Source organism: Marinobacterium halophilum (assembly GCF_003014615.1).
GTDB classification, from domain to species: Bacteria; Pseudomonadota; Gammaproteobacteria; order Pseudomonadales; family Balneatricaceae; genus Marinobacterium; species Marinobacterium halophilum.
In genome coordinates, this window is the sequence record NZ_PYGI01000022.1 from 39821 (window position 1) to 57604 (window position 17784).

19 protein-coding genes and 1 tRNA gene are annotated in these 17784 nt (G+C 60.4%); 8 read left to right on the top strand and 12 right to left on the bottom strand.

The features are described from left to right. Positions 1 to 38: 38 nt before the first annotated feature. The 3 genes from CLV44_RS14610 to CLV44_RS14620 all read right to left on the bottom strand — a co-directional run bounded on the left by CLV44_RS14610 (position 39) and on the right by CLV44_RS14620 (position 2524). Positions 39 to 113 (bottom strand) — tRNA-Gln (locus CLV44_RS14610). Positions 114 to 218: 105 nt separating this feature from the next. Next, positions 219 to 806, bottom strand: a complete 588-nt coding sequence (gene lolB, locus CLV44_RS14615; protein WP_106592862.1) for a lipoprotein insertase outer membrane protein LolB — start codon at positions 804 to 806, stop codon at positions 219 to 221. Next, positions 806 to 2524 (bottom strand): tetratricopeptide repeat protein, encoded by a 1719-nt coding sequence (locus tag CLV44_RS14620; RefSeq protein ID WP_106592863.1) that lies wholly within the window; start codon positions 2522 to 2524, stop codon positions 806 to 808. The genes lolB and CLV44_RS14620 overlap by 1 nt, the downstream gene beginning before the upstream one ends. A gap of 194 nt (positions 2525 to 2718) precedes the next feature. Between CLV44_RS14620 and hemA the strand changes: the two genes are divergently transcribed. The 5 genes from hemA to CLV44_RS14645 are packed head-to-tail and all read left to right on the top strand — an operon-like array spanning position 2719 to position 7114. After that, positions 2719 to 3987, top strand: a complete 1269-nt coding sequence (gene hemA / locus CLV44_RS14625) for a glutamyl-tRNA reductase (RefSeq protein WP_106592864.1) — start codon at positions 2719 to 2721, stop codon at positions 3985 to 3987. Positions 3988 to 4015: 28 nt separating this feature from the next. Further along, positions 4016 to 5098: a peptide chain release factor 1 gene (prfA, locus tag CLV44_RS14630; RefSeq protein WP_106592865.1), complete on the top strand. Its 1083-nt coding sequence runs from the start codon at positions 4016 to 4018 to the stop codon at positions 5096 to 5098. Between the two features lie 2 nt (positions 5099 to 5100). Beyond that, complete coding sequence (prmC, locus tag CLV44_RS14635) at positions 5101 to 5937, top strand: peptide chain release factor N(5)-glutamine methyltransferase (RefSeq protein WP_425436456.1); 837 nt, start codon at positions 5101 to 5103, stop codon at positions 5935 to 5937. Positions 5938 to 5940: 3 nt separating this feature from the next. Then, positions 5941 to 6705: a HesA/MoeB/ThiF family protein gene (locus tag CLV44_RS14640; RefSeq protein WP_106592867.1), complete on the top strand. Its 765-nt coding sequence runs from the start codon at positions 5941 to 5943 to the stop codon at positions 6703 to 6705. Then, positions 6695 to 7114, top strand: a complete 420-nt coding sequence (locus CLV44_RS14645; protein ID WP_106592868.1) for a CoA-binding protein — start codon at positions 6695 to 6697, stop codon at positions 7112 to 7114. The genes CLV44_RS14640 and CLV44_RS14645 overlap by 11 nt, the downstream gene beginning before the upstream one ends. On the opposite strand, the gene CLV44_RS14650 is transcribed toward CLV44_RS14645, so the two are convergent. The 3 genes from CLV44_RS14650 to CLV44_RS14660 all read right to left on the bottom strand — a co-directional run bounded on the left by CLV44_RS14650 (position 7115) and on the right by CLV44_RS14660 (position 9668). Then, positions 7115 to 7735, bottom strand: a complete 621-nt coding sequence (locus tag CLV44_RS14650) for an ankyrin repeat domain-containing protein (protein WP_106592869.1) — start codon at positions 7733 to 7735, stop codon at positions 7115 to 7117. Between the two features lie 27 nt (positions 7736 to 7762). Next, positions 7763 to 8719 carry an AEC family transporter gene (locus tag CLV44_RS14655; RefSeq protein WP_106592870.1) on the bottom strand — a complete coding sequence of 319 codons (957 nt, stop codon included), beginning with the start codon at positions 8717 to 8719 and terminating at the stop codon, positions 7763 to 7765. A 67-nt stretch (positions 8720 to 8786) separates the two neighbouring features. Next, positions 8787 to 9668 carry a DMT family transporter gene (locus CLV44_RS14660; protein ID WP_106592871.1) on the bottom strand — a complete coding sequence of 294 codons (882 nt, stop codon included), beginning with the start codon at positions 9666 to 9668 and terminating at the stop codon, positions 8787 to 8789. A 348-nt stretch (positions 9669 to 10016) separates the two neighbouring features. Here CLV44_RS14660 and CLV44_RS14665 point away from each other — a divergent pair, with 348 nt between their 5' ends. Beyond that, a complete protein-coding gene (locus CLV44_RS14665) occupies positions 10017 to 10970 on the top strand; it encodes an AEC family transporter (RefSeq protein WP_106592872.1) in 954 nt (317 codons plus the stop codon). On the opposite strand, the gene CLV44_RS14670 is transcribed toward CLV44_RS14665, so the two are convergent. The 5 genes from CLV44_RS14670 to CLV44_RS14690 all read right to left on the bottom strand — a co-directional run bounded on the left by CLV44_RS14670 (position 10959) and on the right by CLV44_RS14690 (position 14577). Next, positions 10959 to 11588, bottom strand: a complete 630-nt coding sequence (locus tag CLV44_RS14670) for an HvfX family Cu-binding RiPP maturation protein (RefSeq protein ID WP_106592873.1) — start codon at positions 11586 to 11588, stop codon at positions 10959 to 10961. The genes CLV44_RS14665 and CLV44_RS14670 overlap by 12 nt on opposite strands. Continuing rightward, positions 11585 to 12382: an HvfC family RiPP maturation protein gene (locus CLV44_RS14675; RefSeq protein ID WP_106592874.1), complete on the bottom strand. Its 798-nt coding sequence runs from the start codon at positions 12380 to 12382 to the stop codon at positions 11585 to 11587. The genes CLV44_RS14670 and CLV44_RS14675 overlap by 4 nt, the downstream gene beginning before the upstream one ends. Then, the gene (locus tag CLV44_RS14680; protein ID WP_106592875.1) at positions 12363 to 13208 is read right to left on the bottom strand and encodes an HvfB family MNIO-type RiPP peptide maturase; all 846 of its coding nucleotides are present in this window, start codon (positions 13206 to 13208) and stop codon (positions 12363 to 12365) included. Before CLV44_RS14680 ends, CLV44_RS14675 begins: the two co-directional genes overlap by 20 nt. A 77-nt stretch (positions 13209 to 13285) precedes the next feature. Next, complete coding sequence (locus CLV44_RS14685) at positions 13286 to 13576, bottom strand: HvfA family oxazolone/thioamide-modified RiPP metallophore (protein ID WP_211298155.1); 291 nt, start codon at positions 13574 to 13576, stop codon at positions 13286 to 13288. 221 nt (positions 13577 to 13797) lie between these two features. Then, complete coding sequence (locus CLV44_RS14690; RefSeq protein WP_106592876.1) at positions 13798 to 14577, bottom strand: YbaY family lipoprotein; 780 nt, start codon at positions 14575 to 14577, stop codon at positions 13798 to 13800. Positions 14578 to 14673: 96 nt separating this feature from the next. Between CLV44_RS14690 and CLV44_RS14695 the strand changes: the two genes are divergently transcribed. Both CLV44_RS14695 and CLV44_RS14700 read left to right on the top strand, forming a co-directional pair. Further along, positions 14674 to 15600, top strand: a complete 927-nt coding sequence (locus CLV44_RS14695; RefSeq protein ID WP_106592877.1) for a diacylglycerol/lipid kinase family protein — start codon at positions 14674 to 14676, stop codon at positions 15598 to 15600. Continuing rightward, a complete protein-coding gene (locus tag CLV44_RS14700; RefSeq protein WP_106592878.1) occupies positions 15591 to 16406 on the top strand; it encodes a metallophosphoesterase family protein in 816 nt (271 codons plus the stop codon). Before CLV44_RS14695 ends, CLV44_RS14700 begins: the two co-directional genes overlap by 10 nt. On the opposite strand, the gene CLV44_RS14705 is transcribed toward CLV44_RS14700, so the two are convergent. Beyond that, a complete protein-coding gene (locus tag CLV44_RS14705; protein ID WP_106592879.1) occupies positions 16382 to 17782 on the bottom strand; it encodes an MFS transporter in 1401 nt (466 codons plus the stop codon). The two genes, CLV44_RS14700 and CLV44_RS14705, sit on opposite strands and share 25 nt — an antisense overlap. Positions 17783 to 17784 lie beyond the last annotated feature (2 nt).

The following is a 17784-nucleotide window of genomic DNA, read 5'->3' on the forward strand; positions in this document are numbered from 1 at the left end:
GAGTTTGATGTAGTAGAGAGGAAGTCAGTCATGGTAATTGGCTGGGGTAGCAGGATTCGAACCTGCGCATGCTGGAATCAGAATCCAGTGCCTTACCGCTTGGCGATACCCCAGTCGTTCTCCTGTGGTGAGAACCACGCTCCAAGAAGGCGCATATTTTCTACAAGGTGCTGACCAAAATCAACCCCTGCAGCAAATTTGTTCCTGTTTTTCGACCATTAAGGGTCGGTGCCGGGTTCCCATTCATTGATAATGACGGTGATTTTCATGTCTTCACGGCTCAGGCGCAGTTTTTCCGGCAATACCCGGCCGACCGCTTGGGTCAGACGCGGGTATTCAATACGCCACCCGGATTGAGTGAAGCCCGATCCCGTTGTTGCGTAGCGATGAGGCGCACCAGAGGGGGCCGGAATGCCGCGAATCCAGAATTGTGCCTGGGTCAGGGGCAAGTGCCAGCCCAGCAGCTGCTGCATCAGGGCTTCCGGCGTACGGGCACGATGGATTTCGGGTTCACCGGCGCGTTGCAGGCTGACTTCCTGTGCATTGCCATCGATGCTCATGCCGCCCTGGCCGAGCGGGCCGCTGATGCGAATGCGGTAGCGATCCTGGTCCTGCTGCCAGTTCAGATTGGCGCTTTGGCTGTCGTCGGCCCAGCGGATACCGATACGGCCTTGTGCCGACCACTGTTGCAGGTTCATGGCCTGCTCCGGGTCGATCACCAGCGGGGCAGTCGGTGGCTGCTTCAGGGTGCTGCAGCCACTGAGCAGGGTCAGCAGCAGGATGCCGAATAATACAGGCATGCGCATCAGGGATTTACTCCAATCACGGTCGCTGCGTTGAGCAGATGCGGGTTGTCAGGATGCTGCTGCAGGCCAGTGTCGAGGCGCTCGCGTGCAGCCTGCTGCTCGCCCAATGCCCAGAGCACCTGGATCAGATGGCCGTTGACTTCAGGGTCGGGGTAGGCGGCGTAGGCGCGCTGCAGGAAGTGGCGGGCTTCGGCATTACGGCCGAGTTTGTGCAGTATCCAGCCCATGGAGTCGAGCGTGGCGGCATCTTCGGGCTGCTGTGCCAGCGCACGGCTGATCAGGCTATGAGCCTCGTCGAACTGGTCGGTATATTCCGTCAGTGTGTAGCCCAGCGCGTTCTGCAGCATGGGGTTGTCCGGCGCCAGTGCCAATGCCCGGCGCAGATCGCTGATGGTCTGCTCGGCGGTGTCGGCATTGCCGAGCATGGCGCGGGTATACAGCAGGTTGACGCTGTCCGGTGCGGTGGCCAGCGCCTGATCCAATGTTTCCAGTGCAGCATCGCGTAGCGCCTGACGTTGTAGCCATTCGACATAGAGAATGGTCAGTGGCTCACGCTGTTCAGGGTGTTTACGGGTGGCAAAATCGATCAGCGCTTCCACTTCGGCGGCCTGCTGGGGCTGTTCATGCAGAGCCAGCGCACGGGCGTACGCCTGCACCAGATTGGGGCCGTCCTCGACCAGCAGGAAGTGGCGCAGGGCCTGCTCGTTCTGTCCCTGTGATTGGGCGATGACCCCGAGATAGAAGTGCGGGGCGGTGATATCGGTATTGTGTTCCAGCAGCTGTTGCAGCAGGACACTGCTTTCCTGCCAGCGGTCGTTTTCCAGCAGCAACAGAGCGAAATAGTAGCCCAGTTGCGGGTTTTCCTGACCGTCCAGCAGTGTGCGAATGATGCGCCAGGCGCGGGCAGGTTGGCCGCTGAGCAGCAACAGTTGCGCCTGTGCTGCGGCCAGACGACCATTGTCGGGATCCTGTTTCAGTGCACGTTCGACCAGTCGCAGACCCTGCTCGGGTTCGCCCTGCTGGCGATAAAGTTCGGCGCGTTGCAGCGCCAGATCGGCCTGTGCCGGGTTCTTGTGCAGACCCTGGTCAAGCAGGCGAGCAGCGGCGGCAGGCTGTTGCTGCTGTTTGAGCAGGAGGGCGCGGATCAGTAGCAGGTCCTGGCGTTCGGGGGCACTGGCCTGCAGCTCGGTAAGGGCATTGAAATACTGCCCGGCAACAGTCGGTTTCATGTCATCGATACGGCCGCTGATCAGCGTCAAGGCCTGATCGCCGCCCTGCTTCAGCAGGCGTTGCAGCAGCGGCAACGCCTCCTCGAAGCGACCTTCATGCAGCAGAATGTTGGCCTGGATGTGCAGGGGTTCCAGAGCGTCAGGTGCCTGCCGGCTCCACAGTGTACTGGCCTGGAGTACGGCGTCGGAGTTGCGCAGGAACTGGGCGATACGGGTCGCCCGTTCGGATACGGCTGCATCCCCGGTTTTTTCCGCTTCGCTCAGATAGTTGTCCAGGGCGATATCAAAACGGCCCTGTTTGCCGGCCAATTCTGCACTAAGCAGTGCGTACAGGCTGTTGGCGTTGAATTCACCAGGGGTGTAGGCGGACGGCACATAGGTATCGGCCGACACCGGGGCTGGAGGTTGAATCGTCTGCTGGCTGCAGCCGCCAAGAGCGAGTCCGGCCAGCAGGCTGATCATGAAAGGCTTTTTGCTGAATCGATACACGTGTCCGGTCCTGCTGGAGGGGTGAAATGTCACTATAGAGCACGGGGCTCCCGGCTGTCATGCCGTACCTTGTTTGGTACGCAATCGACCCCCAGGGTTCCTTCGTACGTCAACAAAGAGTAAGTGGGTTAATCCGGCGGCGTCAAAGGTGTATGATGACGCGCTTGTTTGTAAGGGGGCGATGCGAACCTTTTATGGCTTTGCTGGCGTTAGGAATCAATCATAAAACGGCACCGGTAGAGGTGCGTGAGCGCGTTGCGTTCGCGCCCGAAAAACTGGCCGAGGCGCTGCACGAAGCGCAGCTCAAGGCCGGCCTCTCCGAAGTGGCGATTTTGTCCACCTGTAATCGGACCGAACTGTACTGTTCGACCGAGCTGGAAGGTACGCGTGCCCTGCTGGAATGGTTAGGGCAGTATCACGGGCTCGATGTCGAAGAGTTGCAGCGCTGCGCCTATGCCCATTGGGATGCGGACGCGGTACGGCACATGATGCGGGTGGCCTGTGGACTGGACTCGCTGGTACTGGGCGAGCCGCAGATTCTCGGCCAGCTCAAGTCTGCCTATTCGGTCTCCCAGGCGGAAGGCTTGGCCAGTGTCGAACTGGGACGTTTGTTCCGCAGAACCTTTTCGGTGGCGAAAGAGGTCCGCACCCAAACCGCGATTGGTCAGAACCCGGTTTCCGTGGCCTATGCCGCGGTCAGTCTGGCGCAGCATATTTTTGCCGATATGGCGTCCAGCCGCGCGTTGCTCATCGGTGCCGGCGAGACCATCGAGCTGGTTGCCCGGCATCTGGCCCGTGCCGGTGTGCAGCAGATCACGGTAGCCAACCGGACGCTGGCGCGGGCCCTGGCAGTGGCTGAAGAGTTCGATGGCCGTGCGATCGAACTGAGTCAGATCCCCGACGAACTGCCCAATACCGATATTCTGATCGCCTCCACCGCCAGCCAGTTGCCGATTCTGGGCAAGGGGGCGGTGGAAGCGGCATTGAAAAAACGCAAGCATCGGCCGATCTTCATGGTTGATATCGCGGTGCCAAGGGACATCGAACCCCAGGTCGGTGATCTGGATGACGTCTATCTGTACACCGTGGATGATCTGCGTGAAGTCATCGAAGAGAACCAGCGTGAGCGCCAGAGTGCCGCTGCGCAGGCCGAAATCATTATTGAATCCGGTACCCAGGGCTACATGCGCCAGCTGCGTGAACTGGATGCCGTCGATACCCTTATTCAGCTGCGTGCCCAGGCCAAGCAGACGGCCGCCCAGGAGCTGAACAAGGCGCTGCGTCAGCTGCGCAACGGCAGGACGGCCGAGGATGTGCTGCAGCAACTGGCGCACGGTCTCACCAATAAACTGTTACACCAGCCGACGGTACAGCTGCGCCGCGCCTCTTCCGAGGGCCGCACCGATCTGCTGCAGCTGGTGCAGGAACTTTACCAGCTGGACGACTCCAACCCGACCGGGTGAGCGCATCAGCACAGGAATCAAGGCTGTCATGAAAACATCCATCAAGCACAAGCTGGAGAAGCTGTGCGACCGTCATGAAGAGTTGTCGGCGCTGCTCAGTGAACCGGACGTCATCGCTGACCAGAATCGTTTCCGTGACTACTCACGCGAGTATTCTGATCTGGAAGCGGTGACGACGGCGTTTGCGCACTGGCAACAGGCGCAGGAAGATCTTGCCTCCGCCGAGGAGATGCTCGGCGAAGAGGATGCCGAGATGCGCGAGATGGCACGGGACGAAATGGCGGCTGCCAAGCTGCGGACCTCGGACCTTGAGGCCGAGCTGCAGGTGCTGCTGTTGCCGCGTGATCCCAATGATCACCGCAACGTCTTTCTGGAAGTACGCGCCGGTACCGGTGGCGATGAAGCCGCGATCTTCTCTGGTGATCTGTTTCGCATGTATTCACGCTATGCCGAGCAGAACGGCTGGCGGGTCGAAGTGGTCAGTGCCAACGAAGGCGAACATGGCGGGTACAAGGAGATCATCAGCCGCGTGGTCGGCGAAGATGTCTATGCCCGGCTCAAGTTCGAATCCGGCGCGCACCGAGTCCAGCGTGTCCCCGAAACCGAATCCCAGGGCCGCATTCACACCTCGGCCTGTACTGTAGCGGTCATGCCGGAGATGGATGCGTCGGCGGAGATCGAGATCAACAAGGCGGATCTGCGTGTCGATACCTATCGGGCTTCCGGTGCCGGTGGTCAGCATATCAACAAGACAGATTCGGCCGTGCGCATCACCCACGTACCCACAGGGCTGGTGGTGGAGTGTCAGGAAGAGCGCTCGCAGCACAAGAACCGCGCCAAGGCGATGGCGCTGTTGGCTTCGCGTCTGCAGCAGGCCGAACAGGATCGCCAGCATGCGGCGCAGGCCAGTACCCGTAAGAGTCTGGTTGGTTCAGGGGATCGTTCAGAACGTATCCGCACCTATAATTATCCACAGGGTCGATTGACCGATCACCGCATCAACCTGACCATCTACCGCCTGAACGAAGTGATGGCCGGTGATCTGGACCAGGTGATCCAGCCGCTGCGCAACGAGTTCCAGGCCGAGCAGCTCAGCGCGCTGTCGGAATGAACATGTTGACGGTTGCCGAAGCCCTGGCGCGCGCACCCGAACTGGCCGACGTGAGCGACAGTTCACGACTGGACCTGGAGCTGCTGCTGTGCGATCTGCTCGACAAACCGCGCAGCTGGCTGTTCACGTGGCCTGACGCGCAGCTGACCGAGGCGCAAGTCGCCCGTTTTGAGCAGCTGCTGGCGCGCCGTCTGCAGGGTGAACCGGTAGCGCATCTGCTGGGCTATCGTGACTTCTGGACCCTGAGGCTCAAGGTCAGCCCCGACACCCTGATTCCCCGCCCCGATACTGAAACCCTGGTGGAGCAGGCGCTGGCGCATCTGCCTGCGGCTCCGGCGCGGGTGGCTGATCTGGGTACCGGCACCGGTGCCATCGCCCTGGCGCTGGCCAGCGAACGGCCGCAGTGGCAGTTGGTCGCCACCGATCTGCACCTCGGTGCCGTGGCACTGGCACGGGAGAATGCCACGGCCAATGGACTCGATAACGTCGAGATTGTGCCGGGCAGCTGGTGCGAGCCGCTGCAAGGCCATTTCGACATGATTGTCAGCAATCCGCCCTACATTGACCCTGAAGACCCGCATCTGCAGCAGGGTGATGTCCGCTTTGAACCTTTGTCGGCCCTGACGGCCGAAGACAAGGGCATGGCCGATATTCGCACCATCGCCGAACAGGCGCGGACCTGTCTGCGTACGGGCGGCTGGTTACTGTTCGAACACGGCTATGATCAGGGTATGTCCGTGCGCGCCTGCCTGCAGGCGTTGGGGTATACGCAGGTCGCGACGGTGCGGGATCTGGGCGACAACGACCGGGTCACACTGGGATGCTGGCAAGGGGAATGAACAATGCTTGATGACCTACAACTGTTACGTTACAGCCGCAGCATCATGCTGCCCGAAGTGGATATTGCCGGTCAGGCCGCCTGGTGTAATGCACGGGTATTGATTCTTGGCCTGGGCGGACTCGGAGGGCCGGCCGCCGCGTATCTGGCCGCTGCCGGCGTCGGCGAATTGATACTGGTCGATGACGACCGGGTCGAGCTGAGCAACCTGCAACGTCAGGTTATCCACCGTCAGGACGCCTGTGACGAGACCAAAGTGACCTCGGCGGCGGCCACACTGGCGGCAATCAACAGCGACATCCGCATTACCCCGGTGGCCGAGCGCCTGCAGGGCGAACGCCTGCGATATTGGGTTGATCAGGCCGATCTGGTGCTCGACTGCTGTGACAACTTCGCTACCCGCTTTGCCCTGAACCAGGCCTGTGTCGAGACCGGTACGCCGCTGGTATCAGGCGCCGCGATCCGGTTTGATGGCCAAATCAGTGTTTATGATCCGCGCCAGCCCGATTCACCCTGTTACCAGTGTTTGTATCGCAGCGGCGATGACGAGGCGATGACCTGCAGTGAATCCGGGGTGTTTCCGCCATTGGTGGGCATCATCGGCAGCATGCAGGCGATGGAAGCATTGAAGCTGCTGGCCGGCGTGGGTGAGCCGCTGACCGGTCGCCTGCTGCTGCTGGATGGCAAACGTATGCAATGGCGCAGCCTCAAGCTGCGCCCCGATCCCGAATGTCCGATCTGTAAAGGAAATGCGCAACATGCAGGATAACAAGATAAAAGCACTGCTCGAGCGTAGCCGCCGTATCGCGCTGGTGGGTGCCAGCGCCAAGTCGCACCGTGCCAGTTACCAGGTAATGTCCTACCTGCTCAACAGCGGATATGAAGTGGTCCCGGTAAACCCGTCACTGGCAGGCGAGATCCTGCAGGGACAGCCGGTGGTAGCTTCGCTGGCCGATATCGAGGGGCCTGTGGATATGGTGGATATCTTCCGCAATTCGGTGGATGCCGGCTATGTGGTTGATGAAGCGATTGAGAAAGGGGTCAAGGCGGTGTGGATGCAGTTGGGCGTAATCAATGAAGAGGCCGCCGAGCGGGCCGAAGCGGCCGGGCTGGAAGTGGTCATGGACCGTTGCCCGGCGATTGAAATTCCACGTTTGGGTATTGCCGCCGTCGGCTGATCAGCCGCCCAGCATCATCTGGCGTATGCGCAGGTCATCCAGAACCCGTTTCAACCGGGTGGCCAGCGCCACATCTTCCAGCGCCGTCAACCACTCCTCCTCACAGCGCGCACCTGACTGCAACAGAAACTGCAGCAGCGGCAGATCGCCGTTGGCCAGCAGGCCCTGCAGCAGCGTACAACCATCCGCATCGGACTGGTCGATATCGGCTCCGTGTTGCAATAAACGACTCAGATGCAGCATCAGAGTGGCGGTTTCACAGTGTTCAACACATTGATGCAGCAACGGGCGTTGGCTGTGAATCAGGTTGGGGTCTTCTCCGGCCTGCAGCAGCAGGGTCAGCCGTGGCAGGCTGTCGCTGTGCTGCAGTGCCAGGCATACCAGCGGTGTGCCGCAGCGTGCCGGCGGCAGGGGGCGGGCCGCCTTGTTCAGCAGCAGTTCCAGCGTACGCGGGGTCGAGTCGGTCAGTGCCAGTTCCAGCGCATGACGGCCGTCGCTGCCGGGCACACTCAATTGCTCGGCATCCAGTTTGGACAGGTGGTGGGCAACCTTGTCGGGATCGTTGGCGATGATCGCCTTGAGCAGCCGTTCATGACGGCTGTTGAACAGTGATGTCAGCATACAGTGTCCTACCTCTTACAGGCGTGTTCAGATCATGCCGGTCAAGCGCAGTAGATAGATACCGGCACTGAGCGTGAGTACCGATCCCAGCGTGGTCGTCAGTACGATATTGGCGGCCAGCTGGGCATTGCCGCCCATGGCGCGCGCCATTACAAAACTGGCCGCAGCCGTAGGACAGCCGAACAGCACCATCAGAATCGCCAGCTCTTCACCGTCAAACCCGTATAGCCAGGCACCGCAGGTGAGCACCACCGGCAAAATTACCAACTTCAGCGCGGTGGCCCAGAAGGCCTGTGCCGAGGTGTCATGCAGACTCTTCAGGTTCAGTGAAGCACCGATGGTCAGCAGCGCCAGCGGCAGCGTCAGGTTGGCGAAGTAAGTGCCGGTCTTGGCGACCACTTCAGGCAGCGGAACGCTGAACCAGGACATGGGCAATGCGGCCAGTACCGCTAGAATCAACGGGTTTTTCAGGATCTCCAGCAGTGTGCTGCTGAGCTTCATGCTTTCACTGCGCTGCATCGGGATGCTCAGGCAGAGGATCGACAGCACGTTGAACAGCGGGATGACCAGTGCCAACAGCAACGAGGCCTGAGCCAGTCCGGCATCACCGAACAGGTTGAAGCTGACCGCCAGCCCGATAATGCCGTAGTTGCTGCGGAACGCCCCTTGAATGAACACGCCGAGATCTTCTGGAGCCTTTATCCAGCGTGCCGCCGACCACCAGATCAGGCCAAAACTGAGCAGGATGCCGACCAGTACATAGCCCAGCTGGTGCGGATTGAACACGGCCTGAAAATCCATCCGTGCAATCGACATGAATACCAGTGCCGGCAGGGTGATGACAAACACCAGCTTGGAGCCGGTGGCGACAAATGCCTCGTCGATCAACCGGCAGCGGCGCAGCAGATAACCGAGAAACAGGATGAAAAAGATCGGTGCAACGATATTGGCGGTGTAGCCCAGGGTTTGCAGGTAGAGGTTCAAGACCGGTCTCCGGCTGCGATGAGGGGAAGGGGTATTCTACCCCATTGCGGGTACGTCTGGCGGTGCATCAACGGCGCTCAGGCTGCAGCCGGTGACCGAAGAAGAACAGCGCCAGACCGGTCACGACCAGCAGGCAGCCCTGCCACAACCCCGGTGTCAGTGGCTCTTCATTGAGCCAGTGTCCCAGCATCAACGCAAAAATCGGCGTGATCAGCGTTACCAGTGCCACCGTGCTGGGTGGCAGGTGGCGCAGCACATGAAAGTAGCAGACGAAGCCGAGCAGCGAGCCGAACAGGGCAAGATAGATGATCGCCCAGAACGAGCGGCTGCCGGGGTCGATCTCCAGCGGTGCTGCGCCGAGTAGCCACCAGGTAATGGCAAAACCGGGCAGTGACCAGAGCAGGGCGCCGACGGTATGCGCCAGCGGATTGATCTGGGCACTGCTGCGCTTGACCATGACGCCACTGAGGCTGAACAGGCTGACGGCCAGCAGAAGCAGCAACAGGCCGGGCAGGCTTTGCGGTCCCAGTGCCACATCATCGGTAAAAATGACCCCCAGGCCGCTGAAAGCCAGCAGGCATGCAATCCAGCGATAGGCGCGAAAACGGGGTTCGTCGAGCAGCCACTGCCCCATCACGGCGGACAGGATCGGGGCCAGTCCGAACATGATCGAAATCAGCCCCGAGGGCACATAGCGTGAGGCGATATAGGTGCAGCACATGGCCCCGAATACACCGATTGAGGCATAGGCATAGGTGGTCTGGGCGCGGCGGTGCAGCGGCAGCTTGATACGTAACAGGCGCAGCAGCAATACGCCGAGCACGGCGGCAATGGCCATGCGCAGGCCACCGGCGAGGACCGGGTCAACCGATTCGCTGCTCCAGGCAATGGTCAGTGGGGTGGTCGACCAGACCAGCACCACGGCAAGATAGGACAGGGGGACCGACATACATAACTCCGTGTCAGCGGCGGGCATTGCTACAACGACAAAGGCCGCAGAAGCAATGCTGCGGCCTTGAACAATAACAGAAACGAATCAGTGGCAGGGCAGCATCAGCGCACGACGCATCTTCGGCGGTGCACATCGGGTGTCCGCTCGTCGGATGGCAATCGGGGCGTTGAATCGTGGCTGCATGATGAATCCTTGCTGGTGAGTCCTGATCATCCGGTATCACACCGGTCACGTCAACCGTGAATAAAATGAAACGGACGGCTGAGTAAATGTCGCCCCACAGCGTTCCGGGAATGTCACAATGGGGGGCCTTGCTGCCCCTTTTACGTTACTGGATGATTGCCGATGTTGCAGACCCTGTTACTGACCACCCCCGTTTTCATTCTCATGGCCATCGGTTATCTGGCGGTGCGGGCGGACTGGGTCAATGCCTCGGCGCTGCCATCGCTGGGCAGTTATGTGGTCAAGCTGGCGCTGCCGGCACTGCTGTTCCAGTCGATGGCGTCGCGTCCGGTGAGCGAATCACTGGACCTGGATTATCTGCGTGTCTACGCACTGGGTTCGCTGGTGTTGCTGGTGAGCACCTTTGTATTCAGTTGGCGCGGGCGAGGGCTGGATCTTTGGCCATCCGCCTTTCAAGGGCTAGGGTCGACGCTGGCCAACAGCGCGTTCATCGGTTTGGCGGTCGCGGGCAAGATTTTCGGCAGTGCGGCCGCTGTTGCGGTGGCGCTGACCATGTTGGTGGACCTGTTGCTGTTGATACCGCTGGGCCTGCTGTTGGCCGATCTGTTCAGCGGCCGCGGTGGCGCGTTGAAGAATACACTGAGTATGCTCGGTCGTACGCTGACCAATCCGCTGGTGCTGGCGATTGCCGCTGGCCTGCTGATGTCGTTGGCCGAGCTGCGGTTGCCGGAAGCACTGGATCAGGTGGTCGGGATGATGGGGCGTTCGGCACCAGCAGTTGCCCTGTTTGTTATCGGCGGAAGCCTGGTCAACACCTCACTCAAGGGGCAGATGACCGATATAGGTCAGATGACCCTGTTCAAGCTGTTACTGCATCCGGCGGCGGTGGCGCTGGCCGTGTGGCTGTTGCCGCCGTTTGATCCGGTGATGCAGGCGATCGCCATTCTGATGGCAGCGATGCCGATGGCCAGCGTGTTGTCCCTGATCAGTCAGCGTTATGGCCAATCGGCGTTGTGTTCACCGGCGCTGGTGGTGGCCACGGCGTTGTCGTTCCTCAGTATCAACCTGGTGCTATGGCTGCTGGGGCTGGCGGGCATGCTGCCGTTATCCGTCTGACGGCGGTTGCACCCCCAGACCGGTACGACGGGCCAGCCAGTAGTCCAGGCTGGTGAAACGGCCGCCTCCGGTGAAGAACAGGCTCAGCAGCATGACGAAATAGGTAGCGGCAAATTCGATACCGTTGTTGAGGATGACAACGGAGCCACGCCCGGTCAGCCAGTCGTAGTTGCCGTGTTCTTGCAGAATGGCGCGAGCGCGCTGCAAGCGTTCGGCAGACTCCATTACCCGTTCATTGGCCAGCCAGCTTGATGGGTCGGCGATGGCCAGCCAGCCGTTGTCCCAGTGGACAGTAACGGCCGCCACGATCATGGTGACCATCAGCGGCAGGCTGATCCAGCGCACGGCCAGCCCGATCAACAGCAACAGACCGCCGAAGAATTCGGTGCCGGCCGCAAGTGCCGCCAGCAGTTCAGGAAAGGGCAGCCCCAGTCCCCAGTCCGGATTGCCGAACCAGGCAGCGGTATCCTCGAAATGACTCAGCTTGTTCCAGCCCGCCTGCAGCATGATCGGTGCCAGATAGAGCCGCAGCAGCAGCGGTGCCAGGCCATCCCCCCATTGCACATGTTGCAGGCTGCCTTGCAGGGGGCGGTATAGGGTCGTCAGTCGGCTGTTCATGGCTGCCTCTCTTCGCACGGCTGGGTGCCCAGCACAACGCCGTCACGCTGAAATTGTTGTAACAGATCCACGCCTCCCTGGCAGAGGGTGTCACGGGGGATATGGGGCAGTTCATCGGCCATCTGTTCCAGTGCCTGCAGACCGCTCAGCGCTGGCGCTTCGTGGAGCCGCCAGAGCAGGCGGGCACTGATCGCATTCAACTCGATGAATTTCACTGCATCTTCTCGGTTGCGGTACACCAGCAACCAGGTGGGCTGCTCGGGCGGGCAGTCAGGACGACATTCAGTGCTGATCCGGTGTACCGGCCATTGGTAGCCCAGCGACCAGGCCAGCGGTGAGACGATCGGGTGTTCCTGCAGCAGCTGTTCCGTGGAGATATTCACAGGGGGCCAGTCGGCAAAGGGATCATCCTCGGCAATATCCAGTGCCAGCTCGATCCACTCGTAGTGCAGCAGTTCCTGCAGGAATGGCAGATCATCCGGTTGTGGTGTCCGATGCTGTTCGACATAGTCGCGATAGGCCTGGGCCAGATCACGGAACAGCGGGCTTTGGGCACCGTACTGCTGGATGAAACGGCGCACCTCGGCCTGCCAGAAACTGTCCGAACACAGGCTGCGGTAGACCGGAAACGCCCCTTGCAGGAAACCGGCGATATTGTTGAAAAACAGATCGACGTACACCTGCATGCGTCGGGCGTCGATACCCTCGGGCAGTGGCTGATCGGGGTTGCGGATCTGATCCGCGAACCGGCGCTGACGGCGGATGAAGTCGGGCTCAGGCGTGCAGACGGTCATGTTCGCTCCCGTGCTGGTAGTGTCTGATCTGCGCCACTTCCTGCAGCAGTTCGGCCAGTGGCGGCAGGTTGAAATCACGCTCCAGCAGGGTCGCGACGGGGCCGGTGTGGGTATAGGTTTGCTGCAATAATGCCCACACGGGATCGATGATCGAAGCGCCATGCGTGTCGATCAGCAGATCTTCGGCTTCTCTGTAGTGGCCCGCCATATGCATGCATACCACCCGCTCGGCAGGCAGGCTGCGCATGAAGGCTGCGGCATCGTAGCGGTGGTTGACGCTGTTGACATAGATGTTATTGACGTCGAGCAGCAGGTCGCAATCGGCTTCCTGCAGCACGGCGTTGATGAATTGGGCTTCGCTCAGCGCGGTGGCCAGCGGAGTGTAGTAGCTCACATTTTCGATGGCGATACGGCGTTGCAATCGATCCTGTACCTGACGGATACGGGCCGCGACGTACTGTACCGCTTCTTCGGTAAAGGGGATCGGCATCAGATCATAGAGGTGGGCATGATCGCTACAGCTGCTCAGATGCTCGCTGTACAGGTGAATGTCGTGCTGATCCAGAAAGTGCCCCACCTGATCAATGAAATCAAGGTCCAGCGGTTCCGGTCCCCCCAGCGACAGCGACAGGCCGTGGGCGCTGAAGGCATGGCGTTCGGTCAGGGCGCGAAACTGCTTGCCCAGGCGTCCGCCCAGTTGCATCCAGTTTTCCGGTGCGACTTCAAAGAAGTCTATGCGGCTCAGGTCGGTAGCGGCCAGCTCCTTGAGCATCGGCCGCCTGAGGCCGAGGCCGGTACCGTGCAGGGGCAGGGTCTTGGGATACATGGTGCGCTCCTTGTCAGCGGGCCGTGAGTGAGCGGTGGTGTGGAAGGACAGCCTGGAGCGCAGGCTGCCCAGTGGAATTACTGGTTGCCACCACACTTGGCTTCACCGCATTTACCTTCGGTATCGGCCTTGGGGGTCGCTTCAGCGCCGCACTTGGCTTCACCGCACTTGCCTTCGGTATCGGCTTTGGGCTTGGTATCACCGCCGCACTTGGCCTCACCGCACTTGGCTTCAGCCAGTTCGGCATAGCCGCTGCTCAGGGGCTGGGCAGCGAAGGGGTTATCGGCCGCTACGGCGGAGGTGGCACCGAGGCCAAGCAGAAATGCGGTGCCTACAGCGGCGATGGTCGGTTTGGTGTGATTGGACATGATTATTCCTCGTGTGATGTGTGGGGCGGATAACCCCGTGTCGGCCGCGTTGTAAACGTGTGCCGCTTAGTGTGTTCTGATCGTTAGTCGGCGTTGACGTGCAATCCTTACACGTGGGAAACACTTTTTTTTCAGGTAAAAAAACGCCCTCGGTCGAGGGCGCAGGACAGGTATCAGGCTGCCCGGAGCTGTTGGTTCACAACGCGGGCTCAATGCTAGGTTTATTGCAGATAGACGGCTTTGAACCGGGCGCTGATATTGTTATCAGGGTTGTGCAGCTTGAGGGTTTCGCCCTCAACCGACCAGTCGACCTGGCCCTGCATCAGCTGCAGGAAGGGACGCTCGTAATCCAGGCTGGGCATGCAGGCGCGCATGGTACCGGCGATGGGGCCGAAACTCAGTTGGGTGGCGGTCTGTGAAAACTGCCCCATGAACTGGTTACAGCCGGAATAGCCCTGTACCCGGTCACCCTGTTTCAGGATCAGGTGAGGTTCACGTTCGCCCTCGGCGACCTGTACCGGTGTGCCGTTTACATGAGTCAGTTTCCAGTAGGTATTCTGCAGCGACGCCCGTGCCTGTTCGCTGGCGACCCGTTTCATCACCAGCATCAGGTTGGTGTCGTCCCCCGAGGCCAGTACCGGATAATGCTGGTCGGTTGTGAACAGAAGTTGGTCCTGGTGAGAAATCGTGGCTCTGACACTGTAACGATGACCGGGTTGCAATTGATCAGCCGGAATTTTGAAGCTGAATGCATACGGCGGAGCGGCAAGGTCGCCGCGTATCAGGGTGGCCAGTACTTCGGCCGGGGCGTCAGCACGGGACACGTCCTGCACTTTCACTTCCAGACTGCTGGCCGGTGGCAGGGTGATACGCTCGCGGTACAGGGCCTGCCCGGATACGGTGTGGGTTTGCTGTTCGGTTAACGTACTGCACCCTGACAACAGCACCGTGGCTGCAAGGATTGAGGTCAGGTAACCTGAGCGGGAACGGGCAAAAAACATTTATCGACTCTCCATGAAGATGAACTCAAGCTCTGACCGCCATTCACGTTGCGGGTTCCGTGATAACCGGTGTTGAGCCTATGCAGGAGTATAGTCATGAAGTCGCAGGCAATGCGCACATTTTTGGTCTGCATCAATACTGCGGCCGGTGATCAGGCTGATGCCGAGCTGGAAGCGTTGATCCGCATGCACATACCGGCCGCGCAGCTGGTGGCGCTCATCCGCCTGCAGCCTGATCAGTTGCAACCACAGTTGGCGCGGCTGGTCCGCCGCTGTGAGCGGGAGGAGCTGGTGCTGGTAGTTGCCGGGGGCGACGGTACCCTGAATGCGGCGGTGACAGCCTTGGCGGGTACCGGTGTGACTCTGGGGGTCATTCCGCGCGGCACTTTCAATTTTTTCGCCCGCGACCGATGTATCCCGGTGGCCATCAAGGCCGCTATCGACGTGCTGCTGCACGGCCATGAACAGGCCAATGTGCTGGCGCGGGTCAATGGTATTCCTTTCTGTGTCAGTGCCAGTCTCGGCGTATATCCCAAGATCATTGCCGCCCGTGAGCAAGTCAGCGCGATCACCGGCCGTAACCGTTGGGTGTCGCTGCTCAGCGGGATCTGGGTGTTTCTGACCCGGGCGCGCGGGCGTCGATTGTGGCTGGAGCATGATGGCCAACGCCGAATTGAAACCGCCCCCATGCTATTGGCCAGTGTCAGCCCAACCCAGCTGGAAAATTTCGATCTGTCGGAAATAGCGGGAATCAGGCAGGGGGGAATGCTGGTATTCGTGATGCAGTCGGACTCCCTGCTGGCGTTGTGCCGCTATCTGTGGGCCAGCCTCAAGGGCGAGTTGAAGCGTCTGGATGCGCTGGACTATTTCCTGACGCGCCAGCTGCAGGTCTCGACCCGACGACGACGCCTGCTGGTTGCGGTCGATGGTGAACTGCACCGCTGCCGTTCGCCCTTGCGCCTGGAAGTACAGCCGGATGCCTATCGTTGCCTGGTGCCGGCGGAGGCTGTGCAATGCGATTGATCCAGTTGTCCGACCTGCATTTCGGTACGGAGCAGCCGGCTGTGGTGGCTGCACTGGTGGCACGTGTACAGCAGCTGCAGCCGGATGTGATCTTGCTCAGTGGTGATATTACCCAGCGGGCCCGGCGAGCACAGTTTGCGGCTTGCCGCCGGTTTCTGAACCAGCTGCCGGCGGTACCGGTGCTGGCCGTGCCGGGCAACCATGACTTGCCCTTGTTCAATCTATGGCAGCGTTTCAGCCAGCCGTATGCCCATTATCGGCGCATATTCGGCCACCGTTTGGCTCCGGTCTATGATAACGGCGATGTGCTGGTGGTGGGGGTGAATACCACGCGTCCGGGCAAGCATGTTGATGGTGGCTTCAGTGCGGCGACCATCGCGTCCGTGAGTCAATACCTGCGGGCCAGTACGGCGACGGTGAAAATCGTGATGGGACATCATCCGGTGGATGCGGTGTTGGCGACCGATGAACAGAATGTGGCGGCGGGTGCCGAAGCGGCGGTGCGGGCGTGGACGGCTGCCGGCATGCAACTCTATCTGGCTGGCCACATTCATTACCCGTTCTTTGCCGATCTTGAGCATCGCTATCCGGGCATACCGCCTCAATGCTGGACGGCACAGGCGGGGACCGCAATCTCCCGTCGCGTACGTGCCGATATCGCCAATTCGTTCAATGTGATCGAGTGGCTACCGCAGCAGCAGATGCTGTGTCTGCAACGCTGGGACGACACGCAGGTCGGCGGCGGCTTCACGCGTGTCGCACAGCAACTGATAGCCGTGCGTCAGCCACCCGCATTGCGGGGCTGATCGGCGTGGCCTTCAGACTCAGTGGGGGCGTCGGTTTGTGTTGACGCTGCGGCGATGTTGTTATCGGTTGGCATCAACTCACCTTCGTTCCCGGTTTCCACTTCGACGGGTTCATCCTTGAACAGCTCCTCGATTGGCGTGTCCACGAACTCTTCGTTACGCGGGTCCATCTCGGGCATGCCGTGGACGTCGGGAATGGCGGTGATGAAATGCTCCTGGGCGGCAACCGGTAGCGGCGGTACACGGTACTGGCGGTACAGGGTAAAGACAGCCATCGCGGTCAGCGCGGCGGCCAGTGTCTGGAACAGGGCGACCGGGGTGCTATATTCCATCAGGGTCGAGCTGAGCAGGGGCCCCAAGACACTGCCGAGGCCATAACTGAGCATCAACCCCGAGCTGGCAGCAATGATCTGTGAGCTGTCCATCATGTCATTGGTGATGGCCACTGCGATCGAGTAGATCGTGGAAGCCAGTCCCATGCAGGCGCAGAGTGCGACCAGACGCCAAGTGAAAGCCATATCGATCACCAGAATATTGGCGGTACAGGCGACAGCGGCGAGCGTGGAAATGGCGAGCAGAACGTGGCTGCGCTTGGCTCGGTCGCAGATCCAGCCGATCGGCCAGGCGAAGAGCATGGCCGTCAGGATAGAGGCGAACATGTAGATCGAGACCTGATCGCTGGCAAGTCCGGTTAAACTGGCGAACAGAGGCACCAGAGCATAAAAGGAGCCCAGGAAAATGCCGCTGGTGAACGCGGCCACAACGCCGAGGGGGGCCAGCCGGATCAGTTGCAGCAGCGACATGCGTTCGGTGTTTTCGTGGATTTCCGGGGACTGCATCCGTGACAGCGACAGCGGAATGATCCCCGCCACGATAAACAGGGCTGCCAGCGAGAACAGGGTGTAGTTGATCGGGTTGCCGTTGCCGATCAGCAGCTGTCCGCCAGCGGCCGCGGAATAGGCGGCAATCTGGTACAGCGAAAATATCGTCGAGCGGTTGCTGTTGGTGGCAACGGCACTGAACCAGCTCTCGATAATGATGAACAGGGCGGCAATGGACAAGCCGCCGAGTGCGCGCAACAGCCCCCAGAACCAGACGTTATACGTCATCGGGTAGATCAGAGCAGCCATACCGGCGAGTGCGGCAAAAACTGCAAACGCGCGGATATGACCCACACGGCGTACCACCCGGTCGGCATAGAGCGAACCGATCACAAAGCCCGCCGAATAGCAGACCATGACGATACCGATGGTGGAAGGGTCAATCCCGAGCAGACTGAAGCGCAGCCCGAGTAGGGTAATTAGAAAGGAGTTGCCGATAATCAGCAGGGATAGGCTGGCAAAGAGTGCCAGCAGGGAGATGACCAACAAGCGCATAC